Raw genomic sequence first — 23,551 nt, 5'->3', positions numbered from 1 at the left:
TGCTCGGGGCTGCGCGGGCAAGAGCAAGACTGATGGGTGAATCAATTCGTCGCACCAAACTTATGGGTAACTGCAAGCCGGCGACGGCCGTCTGATCTCAGGCTCGATCTGATGGTAAGTCCGACCTTATGTCCGACTTTATCAATCGCCCTCAAATCGAAGTTCTGTCTGCTGCCGATGGTGAACGCCGCCGGTATTGGTCGGATGATGACAAGCTGCGTATTGTAGAGGAGAGCTTTATTGGCCACCGTCAGGTGACAGCCACAGCTCGGCGGCACGGCATTTGCCGGTCGCTTCTGACCACTTGGCGGCGGCAGTATCGAACTGGTGAGCTTGGGTCTTCTGGCTCTGTATCGTTTGCGCCGGTGACTGTGCCGAAGGAAGTTTCCACGTCGCAGGCAAATCCGATCGATGCCAGTCCACCTCCGGACTGCCGGATTGAGGTGGCTCTTCCGAATGGGCGTCGACTCATCCTCCCCATCGGCGTGGAGCCCGAAGCGCTTGCCCGGATTCTGACAGTGGTGGACGGGCAATGATTGCGTTTCCGGCGGGCGTGAAGGTCTGGATCGCAGGCGGCGTCACCGATATGCGGCGGGGCATGAACACGCTGGCGCTACAGGTGCAGGAAGGGCTTGGCCGTGATCCCCATGCGGGTGAGATATTTTGCTTCCGGGGGCGTAAAGGCGATCTGGTCAAGATCCTGTGGCATGATGGCGTGGGCATGTCGCTCTATTTGAAGCGCTTGGAGGCAGGTAAGTTTATCTGGCCGGTAAGCCGGTCGGGCGAAGCGGTGCAGGTCTCGGCGGCGCAGTTGGGTTATCTTCTGGAGGGCATCGACTGGCGTAACCCACGCTGGACACAACGGCCTGCAAAGGCTGGTTAATTTGCGCCAGGTAGCCTGTTTTTATTGGTGCTTCGCGGCTTCGGCTGGTAAATATTGGTCATGTCTGATGCCGCCTCCGAACTCGCCAAATTACGCGCTGCCCTGGCCGCCGCAGAGGCCCGTGCAGATGTGGCGGAAAGCGAGCTGGCGCAGGCCCGCGCGGTTGTCTCCTGCTCCGAGGCGATGATCCAAGAGCTCAAGCTCGAGATCGCCAAACTGCGCCGTGACAAATACGGTATCTCGTCAGAACGACGCGCCCGGCTGATCGATCAACTGGAACTGCAGCTTGAAGAGATGGAAGCGGCGGCCACCGAGGATGCCTTGGCCGCAGATCAAGCAAGCGAGAAAGCCAGCACGGTGCGCGCCTTCACGCGCCGCCATCCGGTGCGCAAGCCGTTCCCCGATCACCTGCCGCGCGAACGGGTTGTCGTCGAAGCACCGGCCGCCTGCACCTGCTGTGGCTCGGACCGGATCGTGAAGATGGGCGAGGACATCACCGAGACGCTGGAGGTGATCCCGCGTCAGTGGAAGGTGATCCAGACCGTGCGCGAGAAGTTCACTTGCCGGGCCTGCGAGAAGATCAGCCAGCCGCCGGCGCCGTTCCATGCGATTCCGCGCGGATGGGCCGGGCCCAGCCTGATCGCAATGCTAATCTTCGAGAAATATGGTCAGCACCAGCCGTTGAACCGGCAGGCCGAGCGCTTTGCCCGTGAAGGTGTAGAGCTGAGCCTGTCCACCCTGGCAGACCTGGTCGGGCACGCGACTGTCGCCCTGCAGCCGATCCATGCGCTGATCGAGGCCCACGTGCGTGCCGCTCACCGCCTGCATGGCGATGATACCACCGTGCCGCTTCTGGTGCGGGGCGGTGCAAAAAAGGCCCGGCTCTGGACCTATGTCCGTGATGACCGCCCCTGGAATGGTGGCGCGCCGCCGGCGGCGTTCTTCCGCTTCTCCCGAGATCGCGCGGCAACCAATCCCAATCAGCATCTGGCAGAATGGCAAGGGGTGCTGCAAGCGGACGCCTATGGGGGATACAACGACCTCTATCGAGAGGACCGAGACGCGGGGCCCGTGACCAGTGCGCTGTGCTGGTCGCATGCGCGCCGGAAGTTCTTCGAACTGGCCGATATCGCGGGCAACGTCCGCAAGGGCAAACCTGCCCATCAGATCTCACCGGTCGCACTGGAAGCGGTAAAACGGATCGATGCCATCTTCGACATCGAGCGCGAAATCAATGGGCTGGATGCTGATGCCCGGCTCGCCGCCCGACAGAACCTGTCCCTCCCCCTGGTGAACGGCCTCCACGACTGGCTGCAGGAAGAGCGCGCGAAACTGTCCAGGCACAACAAAGTGGCCAAGGCGATCAACTACATGTTTGAGAAGCGTGGCCGTTGGCAGGCCTTCACGGCATTCCTCGAGGACGGGCGTATCTGTCTGACGAATAATGCGGCCGAACGCGCCTTACGTGGCGTTGCCCTGGGTCGGAAGTCGTGGCTCTTTGCAGGGTCCGAGCGCGGCGGTGAGCGGGCGGCCGCCATGTATACCCTTATCGTCACCGCCAAAATGAACGACATCGACCCACAGGCCTGGCTCGCCGATGTTCTCGCCCGGCTGCCCGACATGCCCGTCTCGCGCATCCATGAGCTTCTGCCTTGGAACTGGAAAGCCCTATCCCTTCCACAAGCAGCGTAACCATGCAGCTGAACAAGGTGTATTCCGTCAAGACAATCAACCGCGTCGCTGTCGAACTGAGCGAAACCGTTGATCGGATCTTCGATCTCGCCATCGGTATGGAAACCGAAGATGGTGTGATCTGGGTCCACGGCCCCGGCGACGATAGCGTGATCGCCTTCACTCCGCTTGGGATCGGAAACCTGCAAGCGCTCATCTTAATGAACCGTGATCTCGAGCGATGACCCACCTGTGGCCTACGCCGGATGCTTACCCTTCACGATATAGCCCGCGACATTCTTGCTATAGGCCGATTGCACATCCGTGGGCATGTCGGAGGTGGTGAAGACGAAGACCACCATACGCTCCAAGGCGGGATCGGCCCGAACGACCTCCAAGAACTCAAGCCCGCCCATGCGCGGCATATTGAGGTCGAGCGTGATGATATAGGGCGGCAATCGTCCGTGCCGCTTCACTTCCTCCGCCAGAAACTCAAGCGCTTGCTGGCCGTCGTGGCAAACCGCCGTCTCATTGACGATCTTCAGCTTGCGCATCGCCCGTTGCATGGCCATCACGCTGACTTTGTCGTCATCGACGATAAGAAATTTCGCGGGCGTCGTTTTCATCCGATACTCCTTTCCGACTTTCGTCACGCTGCGGCCGCCACGGGCAGGGGTTGATGCGTTTGAGGTGCCAGTGGAAGCTCAACCACAAAGGTCGCGCCGCGCCCTTTGTCAGGGTCGGAAAATAGCGTGACCTTGCCTTTTTGGTGGGCCGCAAGCTTGCTTACGATGGCGAGTCCCAAGCCGCTCCCCTCAACCTCATCGCGGGGTTTAAGGGTCTGAAAGAGTTCAAATATCTTTTGCTGATGCCGAAGCTCTATACCCGGCCCATCATCGCGGACGGTCAAGACAAGGTGGTCCTGCCGCCGTTGTGCACTGATATGGATCGTCCCATGATCCCGGTCATGGTGTTTGATCGCATTCGAGATGAGATTGCCCAAGATTTGCTGCAAGGGTGTCAGCTGCGCGTCGACGACCTGCTCCGCCCCGGTAAAGGTGATTTTGAAACGGCCTTCGGTATCGATGTAACGGGCGAGCTCCGTCACCAAGCGGCCAAGATGGACAGGCTCCGGCGCAGGCTGGTCCTGCCCTGCGCGGGCGTAGTCCAACAGATCGGCCAAAAGACGGTTTAGCCGGTCGATCCGTTGTTGAGACATCAGCAAATAGCTTCGGCTTTCGGCACTTAGCGCGTTGTCCTCGTCCTCCAGCACCCAAAGGCTCAATTCATGCACCGCCCGGAGGGGCGACCGCAGGTCGTGCGCAGCGACATAGGCAAATTTCTCCAACTCGATATTCGAGCGCCGCAGCTCCTCCGCCGTGGTGCGGAAGACGGTCAATGCGCGCGCCATCTCTCCAAGCTCGTCCCGCCCTCTCACGGTAATCGGATGGTCGAGATCCCCCCGAGCAATCGCGGTCACGGAATCGGTCAAGCGTCTGATCCGGCGGTTAAACTGCCGTTCGATAACCAAGCCGTTTGCCATCGCAATCACGAGAAAGGCGCAGGCCATGGTGAGACCCACGGTCCAAATGACCTGGTTGATGGTATCACGCAGGGCCTGCGTCGCAGCATCCACCCGCTCTAGGGTATTCTGGGTCAGATCGGAGGAGATATCGGAAATTTCCACGATCATGGGGAGATGTTCGGCTTGCAGCCTTTCGAAGCTATTATTGAACCGCAGGCGGGCCATTGTATGGGCAAAGAACCCTGTTTCGGGACGCAGCAGCAGGTCGCGCAACGCGTCAATTTGGCGGGCAAGTGACCGCCTGCTTGCTGTTTCGTGAATGCGCGGTAAGCGGGCTATGGCATCCTGGAAATGTTCTTCGACAAGTAGTTTCGCGCGCGGGAGTTGAAGGGGCTGGTTCTGTAGCCCTTGCGACATGACGATATTGATCAGCGTGTCGAGACTGAGCCGAATGTCATTCAAATTGACCGCACTTAACAACAATTCGGGAAAGCGGGACGTAGGATTTTGAAGCTGGCCGGAACCCGAAGTCCTAAGGGCTTCGGCCAGCAAAGCTTCGGTTTGCCTAGAAAGCCGATAGGCCAGATCGTCGATAATGAGGTGACTTTGCTCTTGAATTTGCTCGACAACATCGAGGGTTGAGACGATTTGCGCCTCCGCGCGCCGCATCTCCAGAAGGCTGACTACTGCCGCATCCGTCGCGCGCCGTGCCATCTGGAGACGCTGTTCCAGCCGGGCCGCTAAGGGGGGCGGGATCTCGGACGTCGACAGATCATCTAAGAGTTTGGAGATTTCGCTGATCTTTGTCCCGATTTCCTGCCCAAGGACTGATGGTGAAGCTGTGGTATCTTGCTGACTTAACTGTTCAATTGAAAGGAACACACCATTCAAAGACCGCTCGATCTGCTGGGAAATGGCCAACATCGGTAGCGCCGATTGGCTCAGATGAGCATGACTGGCCAAAACAGCGCGCATTTGCCCCGTAGCAACCCACCCGGCTAGGCCGATGATGCCCGCAACGAGCAGAAAAGCGGCCCTGAGACGGGTGCTGATACGGCTCCCGAAAAGCTGCAGGAGGCGCCAAGGGGGGTGCATCGTTTTCATACCTTGTGAATAGCCGTGACCGATTAACGCAATGTTAATCGCCGTCGCCCTAAAACCAGCGCCATGACAGCGGGAAGGGGTCATGCCCCGGCGTATTGGAGGATCGAATCGTGTCAGGCGGCCGCAGGTTGACAAGACGAACGGTTTCAATCGGATTGGGCGCCGGTCTCAGCACGCTGATCGCCGCTCAGGCATTCGGTGAGGCGATCGATATAAAGGTGGCCGCGCAGGCCCGCGATTTGGGAGGAAACGCAAAAACGCTTTCGGTGCTGTTGCCTGAAGGGTCGCGGGCCAATCTCGCGCCGGTTGCAAAAGCCTTTACAGAACGGACCGGGGTCGCGGTCGACCTACAAGAAGTGCATGTAGATCAGATCAACGCGGAACTGATGCTTAATAGTGTACTCGGGGAGGCGCGATATGACGTCGCTTTGCCCGCGACTTTTGGTGTCGCAGATCTGGTGGCCGCAGGGGCGGTCCATGCCTTGGATGGCCTCGCCGCACGCTATGAACCGCCGGGGTTTCGCGACCCTATGCTTTATCAAGACGGGGATAGGTTCGACGGAAAAATATATGGATTTCAAACGGATGGCGACGCCTATTTGATGTTCTACCATCGTGAGATGCTGCGCGATCCGGATGAACAAGCGCGCTACGCCGATCGTTTCGGCTATCCACTTGTTCAGCCGGAAACTTGGCAAGAACTGGACCAGCAAATCCGGTTCTTTCATGCACCAGAGGCCGGTCGGTATGGCGGATTGTTGTTCCGCACGCCGGGGTACCTCGCATGGGAATGGTGGGTGCGGTTTCACGCCAAGGGCTATTGGCCTCTGTCCCCCGATATGACGCCGCAAATTGCAGATAATCCGGGGGTGGCAGCGCTCGAAGAGTTGATTGCGATCACGGACTGCCTTGCTCCCGAAACTTCGAGCCTGGGGCTGTTTGGAAATTGGTCGCGATACGCGAAGGGCGATGTCTATTGTAACATCGGCTGGGGCGGAACGCAGAAATACCTTAACTCTCGTCGATCATCGATGCGCGGACGGATGGTTTATGGGCCAACCCCCGGAGGGCAGGTGGGGGAGGAACTGCTCGAAATCCCCTATTTCAATTGGGGATGGAGCTTTGTCATCAGCGCGGTATCGACCCAGAGAGAACTCGCCTATCTATTCGCCCTCTTCGCGGTCACGCCAGCAATGTCGACGCTCGCCGTTCGGCAGCCGGATGGGTTTTTCGATCCCTTCCGCCGTGAGCACTACAGTGACCGGGGCGTGGAAGCGGCCTATTCAAAGTCTTTTCTTGAGGTGCATCGCGCGGCGCTTAAAGGGGCGATTCCTGATTTCTATTTGAAAGGGCAATCAGAGTATTTTCAAACATTGGGGAGGGGATTGGATAAGGCCCTTCAGGGTGAGGTTTCGCCGAAAATGGCCCTGACCCGGGTGGCACAGCAATGGCAGTTGATCACCAGCCGGGTTGGACGCGAAAGGCAAATACAAAGGTGGGCGCGCCTGCGAGCGAAATATCCGCCCAATGCGCGTCGATTGCTATGGGATATCGCTTGATGGAACCTTTAGTTTTAATTCGGGTTAGCAGGGCGTTTTGCTCATGCGCTGATCGCAGGGAGGTCGCGATATGACGCAGCGGCTGTTAAGGTTACCTGCCGACCATGAGCTACCTTCGCGCGAAGAGCCGCAGCCTCTCGGGCCTGATGCGGAGGAGTTTATCCATCTGGTAAGTCACGATCTGCGCGGCTCCATTCGCGCGCTGTTGGAACTGCCTGAATGGATCGCCGAGGATATTGAGGAGGCGGGACTGGAGGTAAGCGCTTCGGTCCACAGTTCCATCGCCTTGATGAAGCGGCACACGCGGCGGTTGGATCGGATGTTAGTCGACCTGCTTCAATACTCGCGCGCCGGAAGGAGGCGCAATGCGACCGTGCTTGAGCTTCGTCAGGCCTTTGATGCCGCGTTGGAGGAAGTCGGGCCGCCCAGTGGTTTCCGGGTTGATCATTACTTCGGGTGCGACTCTTTCGTCGTTGACGATCAGGACCTGCACTCGCTTTTCGTGGCGTTGATTGGAAACGCGATCAAGCATCATGATCGGTTTTCCGGGCGGGTCGAGGTAGTGGTAAAAAACGAAGGGGAGGCCATGATGCTGACCGTTTCCGATGATGGGCCGGGAATACCGCCGCGTTATCATGAGCGTGTCTTCCAGCCGATGATTACTTTGCGGTCGCGCGATGAGGTTGAAGGGTCGGGCTTGGGGCTGGCCTTGGTTCGCAAAATCGCGGCGGCCTATGGGGGCCATGCCTGTTTGGTATCCACCTGTAATGAGCGTGGTACGACTGTATCCGTGCGTTTGGAGGGCGTGGCTATGACATAGCATAGGTGAAACCCCGGGGAGCCAAGGAACACCTCTGGCGCCACTATCGACGCCAATCGATGCGAAGGAGGAGATCATCACGTCCCAGTTAGAACCTTATGCAAAAGGCATTCCGCGCTTGGCGCGGCTGGAAAGTGAGGCTAAGCGAGAGGTCATGCAGCTTTTCCTTCTTTCCGCCCTCACCATGTGCGCTTTTGCGGCGAACTCAATTTTGACCCGAATGGCGGTGGAAGGCGGGCATATCGATCCGGCGGGCTTTGCCCTTGTGCGGGTCGGTGCGGGGGCATTGGTTTTGGGCATCTTGGTTGCGCTGCGGGGTGGACGGCTGCCGCTTTTGCGGCGCAACAGGATCGGCGGGGCCGTGAGTCTCGCTGTCTATATGATCGGGTTCAGTCTGGCGTATCTGACGTTGGACGCGGGGCTCGGTGCGCTCATCCTTTTTGGCGTGGTGCAGATTACCATGTTCACCTACGCCGCTTTGACCGGCGCGGCGCCCACCGCGCGGCAGATCACAGGTGCTGCGGCGGCTTTTGCGGGATTGGTTTTGGCCCTCTGGCCTGATGGGCAGGGTTCCACTGATCCAATCGGCGCCGGGCTGATGGTTCTGGCGGGGATCGGCTGGGCCGCCTATACGATCATCGGTCGCACATCGGGCGATCCGCTGGCGGCGACTTCGGCAAACTTTTTGCTCTGTTTGCCGTTCATGCTCATCCTGCCCGCTTTTGCGGGGGCGCATTTCAGCCTGACGGGGCTTTTGTTGGGCGCGCTTTGCGGCGTGCTGACTTCGGGCCTTGGCTATGCCCTGTGGTATGCGGTGCTGACGCGGATCGACGGGGGCACGGCGGCGGTGGCGCAGCTAAGCGTGCCGATCATCGCGATCCTCGCCGGGGCGCTGCTCTTGGGTGAGCCGCTGAGCTTGACGCTGGTCCTCGCGACGGCCTTGGTTTTGGGCGGGATCGCTTGGGCGATCAGCGCAAAATCGGCTCCAAAGGATCGTAGGTGATCGCCGCCTCCGTTGGGCCAAAAGCGACTGTGCCGAGGCTATCGGGCTTGTGGGGGACTTGTGCCAGTTCCGTTTGGGTGACCCATTGATGCCGCGTGACGATGGCCTCCCGGTCTTGCCAATCGGGGGCGATTTGGGCGGATCCGAGGATGTGGCATCTGAAATAGATATCCACCTGATGGAAATCGCCGCCGGGGTCATGGAACTCATTGACCAAACAGGGCGCGCCGACAGAGATCGTGAGGCCCGTTTCCTCAAAGACCTCGCGGCGCAGGTTATCGGGGAGGGAGGCGCCGGCCTCCACCCCACCGCCGGGGGCGCACATCAGGCCCAGCCGATCATCGGCATAGGCGTTGACCAGCAGCAGCCGGTCTTCGTGCAGCAGCACGGCGCGGGCGGCCAATCGAGGGCAGGGTCGGGGCATCGGCATACTTTCGTCAGGTAACGCGCCAAGACCATTTCACAGTCGGGGCAATCAGTCTATCTGGAGGGCATGATGAGATTTTTCACCCTGCTGATTGCCGCGATCTGCTTGGCGATCCCCCTGCCTGCCGCGGCCGAAAACGCGGCGGGGCGCTGCGTGGTTTTGCTGCATGGGCTGGCTAGGACCGAGATGTCTTTTGCCGTGATGGAAGCGGCCTTGGCCGCCGAAGGCTACCGCGTGGTGCGCCCGGGCTACCCTTCGACTGAGGCCAATATCGCGGAATTGGCGAAACAGACCCTGCCGCGCGCGATTGAGGCCTGCGGCACCGCGCGGATCGATTTCGTGACCCATTCCATGGGCGGTATTTTGGTGCGCAAATGGGTGGCCGAGGCCGGGGCCGACCGAGTCGGGCGCGTGGTGATGCTGGGGCCGCCCAATCACGGCAGCGAGGTGGTGGACGAACTGGTCGAGAACCCTGCGTTCGAGTGGTTGAACGGCCCCGCGGGGGCTGAGATCGGCACCGATGACGCGGCCTTGCCGAACCAATTGCCGCCGGTCCCTTTCGAATTGGGCGTGATTGCCGGATCACAGTCGCTCAACCCCTATTTTTCGAGCCTTTTGCCGGGGCCGGATGATGGAAAGGTCTCGGTCGCCTCCACCCGTGTGGCGGGGATGAAAGACCATATCGTCTTGCCGGTGACCCATACCTTCATGATGAACAACCCGCGCGTTATCGCCCAGACCATGGCCTTTCTGAAAACCGGCAGTTTTGATCGGTCGATGACCTTTATCGATGGCGTCCTGAATGCGATCGGCTGCCCGGAAGCGGGCTGCCTGCCGGGGGTGGGAGGGGACGATGCCAAACCTTGATCTCGTCAATGCGGAGGTGCTTCACCCCGAGGGGCTGAGCCGCGCGCCGTTGTCTTTTGCCGACGGGGTGATTGCCGATGCCCCGGTCGGGCGGCCTGTCGATCTGACCGGCTTTCAAGTCATGCCGGGGATCGTCGATCTGCATGGCGACGCGTTCGAGCGGCATCTGGCACCGCGTCGCGGGGCGATGAAACAACTATCCGAAGGGTTGGTCGCAGCGGAGGCAGAGCTCGCGGCGAATGGCATGACCACCGCGGTTTTGGCGCAATTCGTCAGCTGGGAAGGCGGGCTGCGGGGGCTGGCGTTCGCCGATCAGGTCTTTAGCGGCATCCGCGACACCGCGCCGGAATTGGTCACCGACATCCGCCCGCAGCTTCGGTTTGAGACCCATATGCTCGACCTTTACGACAGTCTGCCGCAGCGCATGGCGGATTGGGGCGTGGGCTATGTGGTGTTCAACGATCACCTGCCGCATGATCGTTTGGCGGCGGGCAAGACCCCAAAACGGCTGGTCGGGCAGGCGCTGAAGGCCGGGCGCAGCCCGGAGAGCCATTTGGCGCAGATGCAGGAGATGCACGCGCGGCGCGATGAGGTGCCCGCGGCCTTGGACCGACTCTGCGCGGAACTGGCGCAGCGTGGCGTTAAAATGGGCAGCCATGATGACCAAACCGCCGAGGGCCGCGCCCTTTGGCGGGCGCGGGGCGTGACGCTGGCGGAATTCCCCGAAACGCAGGAGGCCGCCGAGGCCGCGCACGGGGCGGGAGATGCGGTCATCATGGGCGCGCCCAATGTGGTGCGCGGCGGGTCGCATAACGGCAACCTTTCGGCGCTGGACCTGATCACTATGGGGCTTTGTCACGCGTTGGCGTCGGATTACCATTACCCCTCGCCGCGCCGCGCCGCCTTGATGCTGGCGCAGAGCGGATTGCTGGACCTTGCGGGCGCTTGGGCGTTGGTCTCATCCGGGCCGGCGCAGGTCTTGGGGCTTACGGATCGCGGCACGCTGGCGCCGGGCAAACGCGCCGATATCGTCGTCTTGGACAAGGCCACGGGCCGGGTCGCCGCCACTTTCGCAGCGGGGCAGGTGAGCTTTATGTCCGGCGCGGTGGCGGAACGGTTCTGTGGCTGACCTCAGCCGCGGGTGATCTGGTTTACATGACCCATCTTGCGGCCCGGTTTGACCTCGGCCTTGCCGTAAAGATGCAGCGCCGTGTCGCGGGCGCGGGCGAGTTCGGGCACGCGGTCCATGTCATCGCCGATGAGGTTGGTCATCACCACATCTGCATAGCGCTGCCCATCGCCCAGGGGCCACCCGGCCACGGCGCGGATATGCTGCTCGAACTGGTCGATGGTGCAGCCGTTCTGGGTCCAATGGCCAGAGTTATGCACCCGCGGGGCGATCTCATTCACGATCAGCCCCTGCGGCGTGACGAAAAGCTCGACCCCCATAACGCCCACGTAATCCAGTGCGTTCAGCACGCGACCGGCAAGCAGCACTGCGTCGGTGCGCTGTGCATTGCTGATCTTGGCGGGCACGGTGGTGGTGTGCAGGATGCCATCGCGGTGGACATTCTCACCAGGGTCGAAACAGGCAACCTCGCCCGTGGCACTGCGCGCGGCGATGACAGAGATTTCGGCGCTGAAGTTCACGAAACCTTCGAGCACGGAAGGCGCGCCGTTCATCTCGGCCCAAGCGGCGTCGAGGTCGGAATCGTCTTTTAGCCGCGCTTGGCCCTTTCCGTCATAGCCGAAACGGCGGGTTTTGAGGATCGCAGGCGTGCCGATTTGGGCCACGGCGGCCTTCAGGCTGGCGGCGTCGGTCACATCGGCGAAAGGGGCCACGCGCAGGCCAAGATCGCCGAGGAAGGTTTTCTCGGTCAGCCGATCTTGGGAAACGCGCAGCGCCTCGCGGCCCGGGCGCAGCGGGGTGATCGCCTCGACCATGTCGAGCGCTTCGGTGGGGATGTTCTCAAACTCGAAGGTGACGATGTCACAGGCATGGGCGAAAGCCTCCAGCGCCTTGTGGTCGTCATAGGGGGCGGTGGTCACCGCATGGGCCACATCGGCGGCGGGCGGGTTGGCGCCCGGCTCGAAGATATGGGTGCGAAAGCCAAGCCGTGCTGCGGCGACAGAAAGCATGCGGCCCAATTGGCCGCCGCCCAGAATGCCGATGGTGGCGCCGGTTTGCAGAGGGTCAGTCATGCGGCACCTCGGGGATCGAAGCGCTAAGTGCGTCGCGCCAATCGTCCAGCCGTTTGGCCAATTCCGGGTCTTGCAGCGCAAGGATGCCCGCCGCCATCAGGGCGGCATTGGCCGCGCCTGCGGCACCGATGGCCATGGTCGCGACCGGGAAGCCGCGCGGCATTTGCAGGATGGAATAGAGCGAATCCACCCCCGACAGCGCCTTAGTCTGCACCGGCACACCGATCACCGGCACGCGGGTTTTAGAGGCCATCATGCCCGGCAAATGCGCCGCTCCGCCTGCGCCCGCGATGATGACTTGCAAACCCCGGTCCACCGCCGTTTTGCCATAATCCCAGAGCCGGTCCGGCGTGCGATGGGCCGAAACGATGCGCGCCTCGAATGGGATGTTAAGCTCGTCCAGCAGGGTTGCTGCTTCGCGCATGGTGGCCCAGTCGGACTGGGACCCCATGATGATGCCAACCGGGGGCGTGGTCATTGCTGCGGGCCTTCTCATGGTGGATCAGAGCGCGCACTATACCCATCACGGCCCATCTGGCAACGCCGATTGCCGCGGGCCCTAGGGATAATGGGTCAGGCGATGATATCGGGCGTCAGCCGGTCTTCGATCTGGGCGATCAAATCCTTGAGGCGCAGTTTGCGTTTCTTGAGCCGTTGCAGGGTCAGTTGATCCCCCGTGCCGCGTTCGACCAGCGCATGGATGGCGTCATCCAGATCGCGATGTTCCCGTCGAAAGACCTCAAGCTCGACACGCAGCACTTCGTCCGTTTTCATCGACAGATCGGTAGGGGCATTCATGGGCAGGTGATTCCGTTGGGCATCTGAACCTTGAATATAAGCGGTTGAGATCATTTGGCATAGCCCTTGCGCCCTTGCCCAAGCCCCCCCATATTCAATGCAACGGGCTGCCGGTTGCGGGGCCTGTGAAACACTGTCGCTTGACCTGATAAGGACGTGTCGCATGACGAAATTAACGCTTGCCTCTTACCCGCATATGCTTGGGTTTGAACAATTGGAACGGGTGCTTGAACGCAGCGCCAAGGCCGGAAACGAAGGTTATCCGCCGTTCAACATCGAGCAAACCTCGGACTACAGCTATCGCATCACGCTGGCGGTAGCGGGTTTTTCGGAACAGGATCTGTCGATAACCGTTGAGGATAGACAGCTCGTGATCCGTGGGCGGCAGTCCGACGATGGCGAAGACAGGGTGTTTCTGCACCGTGGAATCGCCGCGCGTCAATTCCAGCGCTCGTTCGTACTGGCCGATGGGGTCGATGTGGGCGAAGCGGTTATGGAGAACGGTCTGCTGCATGTCGACCTGACCCGCGCCAAGCCTGAAACGGTGGTTCAAACCATCAAGATCAAGAAGGGGTAACATCATGCAAGACGCAATCACCCACGGAAACGACCGTATGGTCTATGTCAAAACCATCGCTGTCGCCGACCTGCCGCGCGAGGTGCGCGATCAGGCCGAGGGGCTTGAGCTTCTCTATGCCGTTCACGATGCCGAAGGGCAGCAGCTTGCGCTGGTCGGCGATCAGAAACTCGCCTTCTCATTGGCGCGAGAGCATGACTACCGGCCAGTGATGGTGCATTGACGCCGCGCGGCACGACGATACGCTAAGCCCGATGCAAGGCCGCAGTCCACTGCGGCCTTTTTTATTGGGAGCGGCCTTATGGATTTCGATTTCGACTGGGTAGACGCCTTTACCGACCAAGTCTTTGGCGGCAATGGCTGTGCCGTGGTGCATGGTGGGGCAGGGCTGCCGGATGAGCTATGCATGGCCTATGTGCGCGAAACATCCCTCGTGGAATGCACCTTTACCGGCCCGTCGGAGGTCGCGGATTTCAGGGTGCCATACTACCTCGCCAGTCGAGAGATACCCTTTGCGGGCCACCCCACCATCGCCACCGTCGCAGCGCTGCGCCATCGCGGGTTGATCGGCGAAGGGCCACTGCGGTTGGAGACCGGCGCGGGGATCGTTGAGGTCGAGGTGCGCGGCTCCCAAATCGCCATGACCCAGATCGCGCCGGTTTTCGGGGAAGAAGTGCCTGCCGATCTCGTCGCCAAGGTGGGCGGCGTGGCTCCGGCGGATATCATCGCGCCGCCGCAGGTGGTCTCCACCGGGCTGCCGTTCTGTATCACCGTCCTGCGCAGTCGCGCCGCCTTGGAAGGGCTGAAACTCAACCCCGAAGCGCTCGCGGCCTATAATGCCCATCTGGGGCAGGGCAGCGATATGATGGAGCCCTTCTGGGTCACCCTCGAGGGCGCGACCGCTGCGGGCAATACTTATGCGCGGCTGCTGCTGGCCCCGCCCAGCCCCGCCGAAGACCCTTTCACCGGTTCGGCGACGGGTGCCATGGCGGCCTATCTCTGGGCGCGCGGATTGATCGAGAGCCCGGCCTTCGTGGCCGAGCAGGGGCACCTCATGGGCCGCCCCGGACGGGCGGAGGTCGAGGTGCTTGGCCCCCGCGATGCGATCACCGGTGTCCGCGTGGCGGGGCAGGGGCGCGTGGTGATGTCGGGCCAAGTCTTCATGCCCGAGATGGCCTGACCCCAAACGTAAAACGCAGCCCCGAGGGGCTGCGTTGTTCTTGGCAAAGACTGATCGGTTTACTCCGCGATCAGCCCCATGTTTTCGAGCTTCAGCAACACCTGATGCGCGCAGTTGTCGACCTCGACATTCTCGGTCTCCAGCACCAGTTCGGCGTTCTGCGGCACATCGTAGGGGTCGGAAATGCCGGTAAATTCCTTGATCTTGCCCTCCCGTGCCAGCTTGTAGAGCCCCTTACGGTCGCGGCGTTCGCATTCCTCGATGGAGGTTGCGACATGCACTTCAACAAAGGCACCAAAGCTTTCCACATCCTTGCGCACCGCGCGGCGGGTGGCGGCATAGGGCGCGATCGGTGCGCAGATGGCGATGCCGCCGTTCTTGGTGATCTCGCTTGCGACATAGCCGATGCGGCGGATGTTCAGATCGCGGTGCTCTTTCGAGAAGCCGAGTTCGGAACTGAGGTTTTTCCGCACGATGTCACCATCCAGCAGCGTCACCGGGCGGCCGCCCATCTCCATCAGCTTGACCATCAGCGCGTTGGCAATGGTGGATTTACCCGAGCCGGAGAACCCGGTGAAGAAGACAGTGAAACCCTGCTTGGAGCGCGGCGGGGAGGTGCGGCGCAACTCTTTCACGACCTCGGGGAAGGAGAACCACTCAGGGATCTCCAGCCCTTCACGCAGGCGGCGGCGCAGCTCGGTGCCCGAGATGTTCAGGATGGTGACGCTGTCCTTGTCCTTGATCTCATCCATGGCCTCATATTGCGCGCGTTCCTGCACCCAGACCATGTGTTTGAAATCGACCATCTCGATGCCCATCTCCTCCTGATGCGCGCGGAACAATTCCTGCGCGTCATAGGGGCCATAGAAATCCTCACCGGCGGAGTTCTTGCCGGGGCCAGCGTGGTCGCGGCCCACGATGAAATGGGTGCAGCCGTGGTTTTTGCGGATCAGCCCGTGCCAGACGGCCTCGCGCGGGCCAGCCATGCGCATGGCGAGGTTCAAGAGCGACATGGAGGTGGTGGCGGCAGGATACTTATCGAGCACCGCCTCATAGCAGCGCACGCGGGTGAAGTGATCGACATCGCCGGGTTTGGTCATGCCGACAACGGGGTGGATCAGCAAGTTGGCCTGCGCTTCACGGGCGGCGCGGAAGGTGAGTTCCTGATGCGCGCGGTGCAGCGGGTTGCGGGTTTGGAAGGCCACGACGCGGCGCCAGCCCAGCTTGCGGAAATAGGCGCGCAATTCGTTGGGCGTGTCGCGGCGGGCGCGGAAGTCGTAGTGCACGGGCTGCTGGATGCCGGTCACGGGGCCGCCGAGATAAACGTTGCCCGCCTGGTTGTGCAGGTAGTTCACCGCCGGATGCGCCTCGTCATCGGCGCCAAAGACCTTCTCGGCCTCGCGCGATTTGTTCGGGGTCCAGCGGTCGGTGACGGTCATGGTCGCGAGAATCACGCCCTCTTGGTCGCGCAGGGCGATGTCCTGCCCTACTTCCAGCTTCTCGGCGAAAGCCTCGGTCACGTCGAGGGTGATTGGCATCGGCCAGAGGGAGCCATCCGCCAGACGCATATTCTCGACCACGCTGTCGTAGTCCTCTTCGCCCAAGAACCCTTTCAGCGGGTTAAAGCCGCCGTTCATCAAGAGTTCCAGATCGCAAATCTGACGCGGGGTGAGGTCGAGGCTCACCAGATTGCCTGCCTCCACCTTCAGCTTTTGCGACGACTCGTAAGAGACGTAGAGTTCGGGGATCGGCGTGAGGTTGCTGGGCATCATGACTATCACTTTTCTTCAGGGAACAGGCGGCTTTGGTCCCGGCTGCCATAGCTGCAAAAGATGTGAAAAGTCTATAGAACTAGGGGGTATCGCCCCGTTAAAGGCCGAAATCCCATGATCCGAGGGAGGCCTGCAATTCGGGTGCTGAGGGGCGGCGGAAACCGGAATTATCTCCGCCGCGCCTTCGTCTGACTTAAACGTCTTCCTTCACCTCGGCCCCATAGCCGAGCGGGAGGGAGGTATCTTTGCCGTCATCATCGCCCACTTCGGCAAGGAAGCGCTCGGCTTCGAGTGCTGCCATGCAGCCCATGCCGGCGCTGGTGACCGCTTGGCGGTACTTGTGGTCGGTCAAATCGCCTGCGGCAAAGACGCCGGGGATGGAGGTCTCGGTGCTGTCGGGTTTGGTCACGACATAGCCGCCCATGTGGGTCTCCAGCGTGTCTTTGACCAACTCGTTGGCAGGCGCATGGCCGATGGCCACGAAGACGCCCTTGGCGGGGATGTCGGTGATCTCGCCGGTCTTGGTGTGTTTGACCTTCACGCCCTCGACGCCGAGCGGGTTGTCGGTGCCGTAGACCTCATGCAACTCATGGAACCACAGCGGCTCGATCTTGGGGTTCTTCATCAACCGGTCGATCAGGATCTTCTCGGCGCGCAGCTCGTCCCGGCGGTGGATCAGCGTGACCTTGGAGGCGAAGTTGGTGAGGAACAGCGCCTCTTCCACGGCAGTGTTGCCGCCGCCGATGACCACGATCTCCTGACCACGATAGAAGAACCCATCGCAGGTGGCACAGGCCGAGACGCCGAAGCCCTTGAACTTTTCTTCGCTCTCCAGCCCGAGCCACTTGGCCCGCGCCCCGGTGGCGAGGATCACGGAATCGGCGACGTAAGTCGTGCCGCTGTCGCCCTTGGCGTGGAACGGGCGGCTCGACAGGTCGAGGTCGGTGATGATGTCGCCGATGATCTCGGTCCCCATGGCCTTGGCGTGGTCCTGCATGCGGATCATCAGGTCGGGGCCCTGCACCTCGCTGTCGCCGGGCCAGTTCTCGACCTCGGTGGTGGTGGTCAGCTGGCCGCCCGGCTCGATCCCCTGCACGAGGATCGGCTCCAACATGGCGCGGCTTGCGTAGACCCCGGCGGTATAGCCCGCAGGGCCGGAGCCGATGATCAGTACCTTGGTTTTACGTGTCTCGGCCATCTGGCGCCCCCGGGCTGTCATTGATATTGCCCGCCTCATATAGCGATAGCCGCGAAGCCGTTAAACCCCTGCCGTCACCGCCCCGTCATTACGCTTGCGTGAGCGGTGAGGGCGGTCGGCCTCAAGGGGCGCGATAAAGAATATTGCGCTTGTGTGAAACTTTATTGCGCGTACCACGCAGGCTGCTATAAGAATCGAAAATTCACTGAGGATGTTATGGCGGGTACACGACTTGATCCGATAGACCGGATGATCTTGGCCGAGTTGCAATCTGATGGCCGGATGACGAATGTCGAACTGGCCAAACGTGTCGGCATCTCTGCACCGCCCTGTTTGCGCCGGGTGCGCACCTTGGAAGAGCAGGGCTATATCAAAGGCTATCATGCAGATGTCGATGCGCGTGAACTGGGCTTTGAGGTGCAGGTCTTCGCCATGGTCGGGCTGGCCAGTCAGGCCGAGGCTGATCTGAGCGCGTTTGAAGAGAAATGCCGTGGTTGGCCGCTGGTGCGCGAGTGCCATATGCTGAACGGTGAGGTCGATTTCATCCTGAAATGCGTGGCACCGGATCTGTCGAGCTTTCAAAGCTTCCTGACCGGGCAATTGCTGACCACGCCCAATGTGGAAAGCGTGAAGACCAGCCTCGTGATCCGCGGGGCCAAGGATGAGCCCGGCGTGCCCTTCGACGTGTTGGAAGCGCGGCTGTCGACAGCGCCTTGAGATCAGCTGTCGGCGCGGTCTTCTGCCGCCTCGGGCGCGCGGGGGTGGGCGAGGGGGCCGAAATCCCGCCCATGCGCGATCTGCGGAAACATGGATAGAAAGCGATCCCGCAGGCCGGGTGTTGCGTCACGCAGCGCTTGAGCGCCGGGGTGAAACGTCTCCATCTCTAGCCCGCCTGCCTTGATCACCGCATGGCGCGACAGACAGATATGAAACAGGCGCACCGGAGTTGGCGGGGTGACCTCGATCACATTGACCCCATCCACGAATTCGCACAGCGGGGTGAGCAGGCGGCTGCCCTCCGCCTCGGCCCGCAGGTGGGGCGGCGTCTGGAGTACCCGTGCGGCGGGGCCGAGGGTGAGGAACGAACTCGGGCGCCCCTCGCCGAAACTGTCGGGCATGATGCGGATGAGGGGCAGCCGCCCACTGTCCGCCGGGATGAAACGGCTCGACCCGATCCAGATCAACTGCGCCGGACCTCCGGCACTCGTGTGGATCATGTCGCCGGGCTGGAGATCTTCGATGGCGATGTCGCCCTGCACCGTTTGGATTGGCGTCCCGCGGGCGAAGGCCGCGAAAGCGGCTTCGAAAAGTGGCGCAGTGGGGGCGGTGTCTTGCCCGATATAGAGCGACCCGTCGGCGCGGAGCGCGGCGACTTCATAGCTGCGCATCGGCGCGGGCGGTGGGCCTTCGGCTTTGGTGGCGGTCTCAGTCATGCAAAACCCTTTGTCGGCCCGGCACAGCGCTGCCGTGGGCGGCATGCACCGGCTCGGGCTGACGGATACTGCGCCATGTTCTGCGGGATTTGTCAAAATATCCGGCCTGAGTGCTGCGCTTTGCGCGCCAATCTTGGCTGAATGCGGGGGGCTGTTTCCGGGCCGGGTGCGTGATCGCCATGTTCGCATGAAAACGCCCCTCGCAACGAATCAACGGCACGAGGGGCGGTCTGCTATACCGAGCGCGTGGCACCGGTACCGGGGGAAACCTTTCAGGCGGTCTTGCGGACCGGGGCGTTGCCGGAGCGTTTGGCGATGAATGCGGCGCGGCGCACACCGCGGGCCCATGGCATGACGGTGTCGGTCTTGGCCGCTGTCTCGACAACGGATTTGATGAAGCGCGGGTTCTTTTTCATGGCTTTGTTCCTCTTCGGGTCACGCGGGCATCGTTGCATCCACTATCGCAGTGCAATCGGGCCGGTTTTTGACCGTGGGCGAGAAACTTGTGAGAATTTGGCGGCTCGAAAGGGCGGTTTTGGGCGCCTTTGCCATACTTCGAAAAACGTTAATTTTCTGTGGTTTGCAGGGGGTGCGGGAAACAATGGGGCCGCAAAGGGCTGATTGTACCAGATTTCGCGACAGCAATGCGGCGCGAAACGGGCAGGCTTTGCCGCAATCTCGCCCCGTTCAGAGGGTGATCGCCGAGAGCAAGCGGCCATAGTCCGCTTCTTTGGCGTGGGTCGTGCGCCGGTAGGAATAGAATCGCGCGGCATCGGCGTAGGTGCAATGCCGCGTCCATTCCGCATGGCCCACGCCTGCCGCGCGCAGCCGGTTGAGGCCAAAGCCTGGCAGGTCGAAATGCAGCCGGTCGCCTTCGCCTTGGGCAAAGTAGCGGGCAAACTCAGGGTCGGCGTTCATGAAGTTGTCCAGAAACTCCGGCCCGACCTCATAGGCGCGCTGGCTGATGGAGGGGCCGATCACCGCGGTGATCTTTTCGCGGGTGGCACCAAGATCGACCATGGCGTCGACCGTCGCCTCGAGTATCCCGTCAAGCGCGCCGCGCCAGCCTGCATGGGCCGCGCCCACCACACCGGCCTGCGCATCGGCAAAGAGCACAGGCTGACAGTCGGCGGTCAGGATCGACAGGGCGATGCCGGGGGTTTTGGTGACCAAGGCATCGGCGCGGGGCTTGTCGTCGTGCGGCTCCGTCACGGTGACGACGGTGGCGGAATGCACCTGATGCACGCCGACAAGGTGGTCGGCCGGCAGGCCCATCGCCTCGGCGGCGCGGGCGCGGTTGATGCGCACGATTTCGGATTGGTCCGAGCTGCCGCTGCCGCAGTTCAGCCCGGAAAACACCCCCGATGACGCGCCGCCACGGCGGGTGAAAAACCCGTGCCGCAAAGGCGCAAGCGCATCGGATGTCAGAATTTCGAGCGTCATACTTCTGTTCCCGGGGGCGGGGTCTGACCTTTTTGGTAGAGCCCCATCACTTTGAACAGGTTTCCCATTTCCGCCGGGTGCGTCAACCGTCGATGTGCGGCAATATGGTTGCCAAGCGCGTCGCCGGTCAGCGCCTCGGCCAATTTCTGCGCGCGGGGGGTGATGCCCAACCGCTCCAGAAAAACGCCTTGGGTGACCACGCGGCTATGGGGGCAGGGGCAGGCGCGTGCCAGCGCCTCGAAATCGACATGGGCGGTCAGGTCGGCCTGCCCGGGATTGGCGAGGGGATCGGCGGGGCTGTGGTTCTCTAGCGCTTGCAGCGTGTCGCCCAAGGCGCGCCAATCGCCATAGTCGATGATCAGCCCCGCCCCGCCATGGGCTGCGATGCGTTTGCCGATATCTTGCATGATCTCCGCCGCCGAGGCGCAAAGCTCAACAAGGTCGCCGTCTTTCGTATCTTCCACCCGATGGGCAAGGGCGGGCTGTGGGGTCACGGGGCCGAGGCCAAAGGTCAGCGCCCTCTCTGCCGCGCCCACCCGGCGCTCGGCCCAGCCTGCGCCTTGGCGGATGAATTGCCGGATTGGCAGCGCGTCGAAAAATTCATTGGCGATCAGGAACAGCGGCGCATCTGGCAGGTCAGCGGCACTTTCGGCCCAAGTGACCTCGGCCCCTCGCAGCGTCTCGCGCTGCACCTCGCGTAAAGAAGGAGAGGCTTCGACCAGCGTGACCTGCGCCGCCGCCTGAAACCCCGGCACCCGCGCCGTGGCGCGCAGAATATCGGCCATCAATGTCCCCCGGCCCGGCCCAAGCTCGGCCAGTGTGAAGGGGGAGGGGGCGCCCTGATCCAGCCAGCTTTGCGCCAGCGACAGGCCGATCAACTCGCCAAACATCTGGCTGATCTCGGGGGCGGTGATGAAATCCCCCTCCGGGCCGAAAGGCGCCCGGGTGGTATAGTACCCCCAGTCGGGATGCAGCAGGCAGGACTGCATATAAGCGTCCAGCCGCATCGGCCCTTCCAGCGCGATCCGTGTGAGCAGATGGTCCTTCAGGCTCATGCCTGCCGCCGCGCTCGGATGATGAGGAAGACGCCCACGGCAATCATCGGCAGCGATAGGATTTGCCCCATGGTCAGCCCCCAGCCGCCGATATGCCACGCCAGCCCCAGCGGGTTGCCGGGGGTGACGAATTGCGCGTCGGGCTGGCGCAGGAACTCCACCGCGAACCGCGCCGCGCCATAGCCCGCAAGGAAAGTGCCGCCGATCAGCCCCGGCATTTTAAGCGCGCCGCGTTTCCACGCCATCCAGAGCAGGACGCCGCCCAAGAGCAGCCCCTCCAGCAGCGCCTCATAGAGCTGCGAGGGGTGGCGCGCGCAGATGCCCGCCACATCGGGGCAGAACTGCGCCGCTTCACCGGGGAAGGCCACGCCCCAAGGCAGATCGGTCGGGCGGCCCCAGAGTTCGGCATTGATGAAATTCGCAAGCCGCCCCAAAAACAGCCCCGGCGCCAGCCCCAGACAGACCATATCCCCGGTCGAAATCACCAGAATCCGGTGCCGCCATGTATAGAAAAGCCCCGCCAGAATGACCCCAAGCGCCCCGCCATGGAAGGACATGCCGCCCTCCCAAAGCTGCAAGATCGCGGCGGGGTTCGACAGGTAATAGGCCGGTTGGTAAAACAGCACATAGCCCAAACGCCCGCCAAGGATCACGCCCAGAATGACCCAAAAGAGCAGGTCCTCGACCTGACCGGGCTTCATGACCGGCGTGTCGTTCTTCCACAGATGGGGCCGTTTGACCGCCGCGGTGGCGACGCGCCAGCCCAGCAGAATGCCCACGATATAGGCCAGCGCATACCAGCGCAGCGCGAAGGTGGAACCAAACAGGGTCACCGAAAAGATTTCCGGCGCGATATCGGGGAAGGGGAGCATGGCTATCATGCTGTTGATTGAGCAAGGCCGCGCGGGGAAGTCAACCTTGCGAGTAAGGGCTGCGCGCCCCATATAGAGGCTAACAAACCTCCGGAGGCCAGACATGCAGACCCGTAACAAGTTTTTCGACGATGTATCACAGATGATGACAAACGCGATGGGCGTCGCCCAAGGCGCCAAGGACGAGGCCGAGACCGCCTTCAAGGGCATGCTCGACCGTTGGCTCGCCGATCGTGATTTCGTCACCCGTGAGGAGTTCGACGCGGTGCGTGCCATGGCGCAGAAGGCCCGCGAAGAGAACGAAGCGCTGAAAGCGCGGCTCGACAAGCTCAAAGCCAAGGACTGAACCCGATAGAATTTGATCAGCCGCCCCGGGCCGGGGCGGCGATCCTTCGCGTGGACAGAGGCCGTTTGCGGCCAGTCGCGCCCCCTGCCTCCAATTTATAGACGATTTCCGCGATTTACCCACAAGTTATTGCGGTTATCCCCTATCAATTGTGGTTATCCCCAAGAAAAAACTTGCCAGACTGTTCCGCTGCAAGCACCATATCTTGTATAGGTGATGTGAACTTACACGCCTATTTGTGCAGGCTTCCATGCATGGTGGGCCAGGTCCCGCCCCGTGGAGCAGATTGAGAGGTGGCGAAATGGCCCTGTCCGAGCATTACCTTGAAGAAGAAATCCACCCCATTGATATCGTTGAAAATCTCGCGGCTCATCATGATTGGGAATTCGACCGCGTGGCGGATGACCAGATCGCCATGGCGGTCGAGGGGCAGTGGCGGACCTATTCGATCACGCTGGCATGGTCAGCTTACGACGAAACGCTGCGCCTGATCTGCACCTTTGAGATGGAGCCTCCGGCTGAAAAACTGCCGGAGCTTTACGAATTGTTAAACCTCGTCAACGATCAATGCTGGGCGGGGGCCTTCAGCTTCTGGGCCGATCAGCAGTTGATGGTCTACCGCTACGGGCTGGTTTTGGCGGGCGGACAGGTCGCGGGGCCAGAGCAGATCGACACGATGATCGGTGCCGCCGTTATGAGCGCGGAACGCTACTATCCCGCGCTGCAATTGCTCGTCTGGGGCGATCAATCCCCGAAGGCCGCGATGGACGTCGCCATTGCAGAGGCTTACGGCCGGGCGTAACAAAGTCCCCGAAC

General features: G+C 61.7%; 28 protein-coding genes. 15 read left to right on the top strand and 13 right to left on the bottom strand.

What is annotated here, in order from left to right; translation table 11 throughout:
* The first annotated feature begins 128 nt into the window (after window positions 1–128).
* The 4 genes from tnpA to ACGYKA_RS02610 are packed head-to-tail and all read left to right on the top strand — an operon-like array spanning window position 129 to window position 2,799.
* The gene (gene tnpA, locus ACGYKA_RS02625; RefSeq protein ID WP_082849416.1) at window positions 129–536 is read left to right on the top strand and encodes an IS66-like element accessory protein TnpA; all 408 of its coding nucleotides are present in this window, start codon (window positions 129–131) and stop codon (window positions 534–536) included.
* On the top strand, window positions 533–883 hold the full coding sequence (tnpB, locus tag ACGYKA_RS02620; RefSeq protein ID WP_067627601.1) for an IS66 family insertion sequence element accessory protein TnpB: 351 nt from the start codon (window positions 533–535) through the stop codon (window positions 881–883). Before tnpA ends, tnpB begins: the two co-directional genes overlap by 4 nt.
* A gap of 60 nt (window positions 884–943) precedes the next feature.
* Window positions 944–2,575, top strand: a complete 1,632-nt coding sequence (tnpC, locus tag ACGYKA_RS02615; RefSeq protein WP_067627599.1) for an IS66 family transposase — start codon at window positions 944–946, stop codon at window positions 2,573–2,575.
* 2 nt (window positions 2,576–2,577) lie between these two features.
* Window positions 2,578–2,799 carry a hypothetical protein gene (locus tag ACGYKA_RS02610; protein WP_067627597.1) on the top strand — a complete coding sequence of 74 codons (222 nt, stop codon included), beginning with the start codon at window positions 2,578–2,580 and terminating at the stop codon, window positions 2,797–2,799.
* Window positions 2,800–2,811: 12 nt separating this feature from the next.
* On the opposite strand, the gene ACGYKA_RS02605 is transcribed toward ACGYKA_RS02610, so the two are convergent.
* Window positions 2,812–3,180 carry a response regulator gene (locus ACGYKA_RS02605; RefSeq protein ID WP_394411468.1) on the bottom strand — a complete coding sequence of 123 codons (369 nt, stop codon included), beginning with the start codon at window positions 3,178–3,180 and terminating at the stop codon, window positions 2,812–2,814.
* Window positions 3,181–3,203: 23 nt separating this feature from the next.
* Window positions 3,204–5,267 (bottom strand): ATP-binding protein, encoded by a 2,064-nt coding sequence (locus ACGYKA_RS02600; protein ID WP_394411465.1) that lies wholly within the window; start codon window positions 5,265–5,267, stop codon window positions 3,204–3,206.
* A 26-nt stretch (window positions 5,268–5,293) separates the two neighbouring features.
* On the opposite strand from ACGYKA_RS02600, the gene ACGYKA_RS02595 reads away from it, so the two are divergent.
* The 3 genes from ACGYKA_RS02595 (at window position 5,294) to ACGYKA_RS02585 (ending at window position 8,565) form a co-directional block, all read left to right on the top strand.
* On the top strand, window positions 5,294–6,742 hold the full coding sequence (locus tag ACGYKA_RS02595) for an ABC transporter substrate-binding protein (protein ID WP_394417171.1): 1,449 nt from the start codon (window positions 5,294–5,296) through the stop codon (window positions 6,740–6,742).
* Between the two features lie 70 nt (window positions 6,743–6,812).
* Window positions 6,813–7,562: an ATP-binding protein gene (locus tag ACGYKA_RS02590; RefSeq protein WP_394411459.1), complete on the top strand. Its 750-nt coding sequence runs from the start codon at window positions 6,813–6,815 to the stop codon at window positions 7,560–7,562.
* Between the two features lie 154 nt (window positions 7,563–7,716).
* Window positions 7,717–8,565, top strand: a complete 849-nt coding sequence (locus ACGYKA_RS02585) for a DMT family transporter (protein WP_394411456.1) — start codon at window positions 7,717–7,719, stop codon at window positions 8,563–8,565.
* Here the strand turns inward: ACGYKA_RS02585 and ACGYKA_RS02580 are convergent.
* Window positions 8,531–8,995: an NUDIX domain-containing protein gene (locus ACGYKA_RS02580; protein WP_394411453.1), complete on the bottom strand. Its 465-nt coding sequence runs from the start codon at window positions 8,993–8,995 to the stop codon at window positions 8,531–8,533. The genes ACGYKA_RS02585 and ACGYKA_RS02580 overlap by 35 nt on opposite strands.
* Window positions 8,996–9,061: 66 nt before the next feature.
* Here ACGYKA_RS02580 and ACGYKA_RS02575 point away from each other — a divergent pair, with 66 nt between their 5' ends.
* Window positions 9,062–9,859 (top strand): esterase/lipase family protein, encoded by a 798-nt coding sequence (locus ACGYKA_RS02575; protein ID WP_394411450.1) that lies wholly within the window; start codon window positions 9,062–9,064, stop codon window positions 9,857–9,859.
* Window positions 9,846–10,988 carry an alpha-D-ribose 1-methylphosphonate 5-triphosphate diphosphatase gene (locus tag ACGYKA_RS02570; protein ID WP_394411447.1) on the top strand — a complete coding sequence of 381 codons (1,143 nt, stop codon included), beginning with the start codon at window positions 9,846–9,848 and terminating at the stop codon, window positions 10,986–10,988. The genes ACGYKA_RS02575 and ACGYKA_RS02570 overlap by 14 nt, the downstream gene beginning before the upstream one ends.
* Before the next feature lie 2 nt (window positions 10,989–10,990).
* Here ACGYKA_RS02570 and ACGYKA_RS02565 read toward each other — a convergent pair whose 3' ends face one another.
* The 3 genes from ACGYKA_RS02565 to ACGYKA_RS02555 form a co-directional block, all read right to left on the bottom strand.
* A complete protein-coding gene (locus ACGYKA_RS02565) occupies window positions 10,991–12,061 on the bottom strand; it encodes a 5-(carboxyamino)imidazole ribonucleotide synthase (protein WP_394411444.1) in 1,071 nt (356 codons plus the stop codon).
* On the bottom strand, window positions 12,054–12,539 hold the full coding sequence (gene purE / locus ACGYKA_RS02560) for a 5-(carboxyamino)imidazole ribonucleotide mutase (protein WP_209218256.1): 486 nt from the start codon (window positions 12,537–12,539) through the stop codon (window positions 12,054–12,056). The genes ACGYKA_RS02565 and purE overlap by 8 nt, the downstream gene beginning before the upstream one ends.
* Window positions 12,540–12,634: 95 nt before the next feature.
* The gene (locus ACGYKA_RS02555; protein WP_067267347.1) at window positions 12,635–12,859 is read right to left on the bottom strand and encodes a YdcH family protein; all 225 of its coding nucleotides are present in this window, start codon (window positions 12,857–12,859) and stop codon (window positions 12,635–12,637) included.
* 163 nt (window positions 12,860–13,022) lie between these two features.
* Here ACGYKA_RS02555 and ACGYKA_RS02550 point away from each other — a divergent pair, with 163 nt between their 5' ends.
* The 3 genes from ACGYKA_RS02550 (at window position 13,023) to ACGYKA_RS02540 (ending at window position 14,616) form a co-directional block, all read left to right on the top strand.
* Window positions 13,023–13,436 (top strand): Hsp20 family protein, encoded by a 414-nt coding sequence (locus tag ACGYKA_RS02550; RefSeq protein ID WP_067267324.1) that lies wholly within the window; start codon window positions 13,023–13,025, stop codon window positions 13,434–13,436.
* A gap of 4 nt (window positions 13,437–13,440) precedes the next feature.
* Window positions 13,441–13,659, top strand: coding sequence for a DUF1150 family protein (locus ACGYKA_RS02545; RefSeq protein ID WP_007119022.1), 219 nt, complete (start codon window positions 13,441–13,443; stop codon window positions 13,657–13,659).
* 78 nt (window positions 13,660–13,737) lie between these two features.
* The gene (locus ACGYKA_RS02540) at window positions 13,738–14,616 is read left to right on the top strand and encodes a PhzF family phenazine biosynthesis protein (protein ID WP_394411441.1); all 879 of its coding nucleotides are present in this window, start codon (window positions 13,738–13,740) and stop codon (window positions 14,614–14,616) included.
* A 59-nt stretch (window positions 14,617–14,675) separates the two neighbouring features.
* On the opposite strand, the gene ACGYKA_RS02535 is transcribed toward ACGYKA_RS02540, so the two are convergent.
* Window positions 14,676–16,388, bottom strand: a complete 1,713-nt coding sequence (locus tag ACGYKA_RS02535) for a bifunctional sulfate adenylyltransferase/adenylylsulfate kinase (RefSeq protein ID WP_394411438.1) — start codon at window positions 16,386–16,388, stop codon at window positions 14,676–14,678.
* 193 nt (window positions 16,389–16,581) lie between these two features.
* Window positions 16,582–17,586 carry a thioredoxin-disulfide reductase gene (trxB, locus tag ACGYKA_RS02530; protein WP_271688145.1) on the bottom strand — a complete coding sequence of 335 codons (1,005 nt, stop codon included), beginning with the start codon at window positions 17,584–17,586 and terminating at the stop codon, window positions 16,582–16,584.
* Between the two features lie 216 nt (window positions 17,587–17,802).
* Here trxB and ACGYKA_RS02525 point away from each other — a divergent pair, with 216 nt between their 5' ends.
* Window positions 17,803–18,303, top strand: a complete 501-nt coding sequence (locus tag ACGYKA_RS02525; RefSeq protein ID WP_067267317.1) for an Lrp/AsnC family transcriptional regulator — start codon at window positions 17,803–17,805, stop codon at window positions 18,301–18,303.
* Between the two features lie 2 nt (window positions 18,304–18,305).
* Here the strand turns inward: ACGYKA_RS02525 and ACGYKA_RS02520 are convergent, their stop codons facing one another.
* The 5 genes from ACGYKA_RS02520 to lgt form a co-directional block, all read right to left on the bottom strand.
* Window positions 18,306–19,019, bottom strand: a complete 714-nt coding sequence (locus tag ACGYKA_RS02520) for a Hint domain-containing protein (RefSeq protein ID WP_271688143.1) — start codon at window positions 19,017–19,019, stop codon at window positions 18,306–18,308.
* Between the two features lie 272 nt (window positions 19,020–19,291).
* Window positions 19,292–19,435, bottom strand: coding sequence for a hypothetical protein (locus ACGYKA_RS02515; protein ID WP_271693082.1), 144 nt, complete (start codon window positions 19,433–19,435; stop codon window positions 19,292–19,294).
* Window positions 19,436–19,706: 271 nt separating this feature from the next.
* Window positions 19,707–20,462: a peptidoglycan editing factor PgeF gene (gene pgeF / locus ACGYKA_RS02510; RefSeq protein WP_394411435.1), complete on the bottom strand. Its 756-nt coding sequence runs from the start codon at window positions 20,460–20,462 to the stop codon at window positions 19,707–19,709.
* A complete protein-coding gene (locus tag ACGYKA_RS02505; RefSeq protein WP_394437830.1) occupies window positions 20,459–21,517 on the bottom strand; it encodes a class I SAM-dependent methyltransferase in 1,059 nt (352 codons plus the stop codon). Before ACGYKA_RS02505 ends, pgeF begins: the two co-directional genes overlap by 4 nt.
* Window positions 21,514–22,398 carry a prolipoprotein diacylglyceryl transferase gene (gene lgt / locus ACGYKA_RS02500; protein ID WP_271688138.1) on the bottom strand — a complete coding sequence of 295 codons (885 nt, stop codon included), beginning with the start codon at window positions 22,396–22,398 and terminating at the stop codon, window positions 21,514–21,516. Before lgt ends, ACGYKA_RS02505 begins: the two co-directional genes overlap by 4 nt.
* A gap of 94 nt (window positions 22,399–22,492) precedes the next feature.
* Between lgt and ACGYKA_RS02495 the strand changes: the two genes are divergently transcribed.
* Together ACGYKA_RS02495 and ACGYKA_RS02490 are read left to right on the top strand one after the other, a co-directional pair.
* Window positions 22,493–22,735 (top strand): accessory factor UbiK family protein, encoded by a 243-nt coding sequence (locus ACGYKA_RS02495; RefSeq protein ID WP_394411429.1) that lies wholly within the window; start codon window positions 22,493–22,495, stop codon window positions 22,733–22,735.
* A 301-nt stretch (window positions 22,736–23,036) separates the two neighbouring features.
* Complete coding sequence (locus ACGYKA_RS02490) at window positions 23,037–23,537, top strand: YbjN domain-containing protein (protein ID WP_271688136.1); 501 nt, start codon at window positions 23,037–23,039, stop codon at window positions 23,535–23,537.
* Window positions 23,538–23,551: the final 14 nt, after the last annotated feature.

Source organism: Sulfitobacter sp. 1A15106 (assembly GCF_043556995.1).
GTDB lineage: Bacteria > Pseudomonadota > Alphaproteobacteria > Rhodobacterales > Rhodobacteraceae > Sulfitobacter > Sulfitobacter faviae.
This window is presented reverse-complemented; position numbering and strand designations above follow the sequence as displayed.

Coding starts and splice junctions, on each gene's coding strand:
- ACGYKA_RS02505 (WP_394437830.1), bottom strand. CDS start 21,517: ATGAGCCTGAAGGACCATCTGCTCACACGGATCGCGCTGGAAGGGCCG.
- ACGYKA_RS02600 (WP_394411465.1), bottom strand. CDS start 5,267: ATGACCCCTTCCCGCTGTCATGGCGCTGGTTTTAGGGCGACGGCGATT.
- ACGYKA_RS02495 (WP_394411429.1), top strand. CDS start 22,493: ATGCAGACCCGTAACAAGTTTTTCGACGATGTATCACAGATGATGACA.
- ACGYKA_RS02540 (WP_394411441.1), top strand. CDS start 13,738: ATGGATTTCGATTTCGACTGGGTAGACGCCTTTACCGACCAAGTCTTT.
- ACGYKA_RS02565 (WP_394411444.1), bottom strand. CDS start 12,061: ATGACTGACCCTCTGCAAACCGGCGCCACCATCGGCATTCTGGGCGGC.
- pgeF (WP_394411435.1), bottom strand. CDS start 20,462: ATGACGCTCGAAATTCTGACATCCGATGCGCTTGCGCCTTTGCGGCAC.
- tnpC (WP_067627599.1), top strand. CDS start 944: ATGTCTGATGCCGCCTCCGAACTCGCCAAATTACGCGCTGCCCTGGCC.
- tnpA (WP_082849416.1), top strand. CDS start 129: ATGTCCGACTTTATCAATCGCCCTCAAATCGAAGTTCTGTCTGCTGCC.
- ACGYKA_RS02490 (WP_271688136.1), top strand. CDS start 23,037: ATGGCCCTGTCCGAGCATTACCTTGAAGAAGAAATCCACCCCATTGAT.
- ACGYKA_RS02515 (WP_271693082.1), bottom strand. CDS start 19,435: ATGAAAAAGAACCCGCGCTTCATCAAATCCGTTGTCGAGACAGCGGCC.
- ACGYKA_RS02590 (WP_394411459.1), top strand. CDS start 6,813: ATGACGCAGCGGCTGTTAAGGTTACCTGCCGACCATGAGCTACCTTCG.
- ACGYKA_RS02555 (WP_067267347.1), bottom strand. CDS start 12,859: ATGAATGCCCCTACCGATCTGTCGATGAAAACGGACGAAGTGCTGCGT.
- ACGYKA_RS02535 (WP_394411438.1), bottom strand. CDS start 16,388: ATGATGCCCAGCAACCTCACGCCGATCCCCGAACTCTACGTCTCTTAC.
- trxB (WP_271688145.1), bottom strand. CDS start 17,586: ATGGCCGAGACACGTAAAACCAAGGTACTGATCATCGGCTCCGGCCCT.
- ACGYKA_RS02585 (WP_394411456.1), top strand. CDS start 7,717: ATGCAGCTTTTCCTTCTTTCCGCCCTCACCATGTGCGCTTTTGCGGCG.
- ACGYKA_RS02545 (WP_007119022.1), top strand. CDS start 13,441: ATGCAAGACGCAATCACCCACGGAAACGACCGTATGGTCTATGTCAAA.
- ACGYKA_RS02520 (WP_271688143.1), bottom strand. CDS start 19,019: ATGACTGAGACCGCCACCAAAGCCGAAGGCCCACCGCCCGCGCCGATG.
- ACGYKA_RS02605 (WP_394411468.1), bottom strand. CDS start 3,180: ATGAAAACGACGCCCGCGAAATTTCTTATCGTCGATGACGACAAAGTC.
- lgt (WP_271688138.1), bottom strand. CDS start 22,398: ATGATAGCCATGCTCCCCTTCCCCGATATCGCGCCGGAAATCTTTTCG.
- ACGYKA_RS02580 (WP_394411453.1), bottom strand. CDS start 8,995: ATGCCGATGCCCCGACCCTGCCCTCGATTGGCCGCCCGCGCCGTGCTG.
- ACGYKA_RS02575 (WP_394411450.1), top strand. CDS start 9,062: ATGAGATTTTTCACCCTGCTGATTGCCGCGATCTGCTTGGCGATCCCC.
- tnpB (WP_067627601.1), top strand. CDS start 533: ATGATTGCGTTTCCGGCGGGCGTGAAGGTCTGGATCGCAGGCGGCGTC.
- ACGYKA_RS02525 (WP_067267317.1), top strand. CDS start 17,803: ATGGCGGGTACACGACTTGATCCGATAGACCGGATGATCTTGGCCGAG.
- purE (WP_209218256.1), bottom strand. CDS start 12,539: ATGACCACGCCCCCGGTTGGCATCATCATGGGGTCCCAGTCCGACTGG.
- ACGYKA_RS02550 (WP_067267324.1), top strand. CDS start 13,023: ATGACGAAATTAACGCTTGCCTCTTACCCGCATATGCTTGGGTTTGAA.
- ACGYKA_RS02570 (WP_394411447.1), top strand. CDS start 9,846: ATGCCAAACCTTGATCTCGTCAATGCGGAGGTGCTTCACCCCGAGGGG.
- ACGYKA_RS02610 (WP_067627597.1), top strand. CDS start 2,578: ATGCAGCTGAACAAGGTGTATTCCGTCAAGACAATCAACCGCGTCGCT.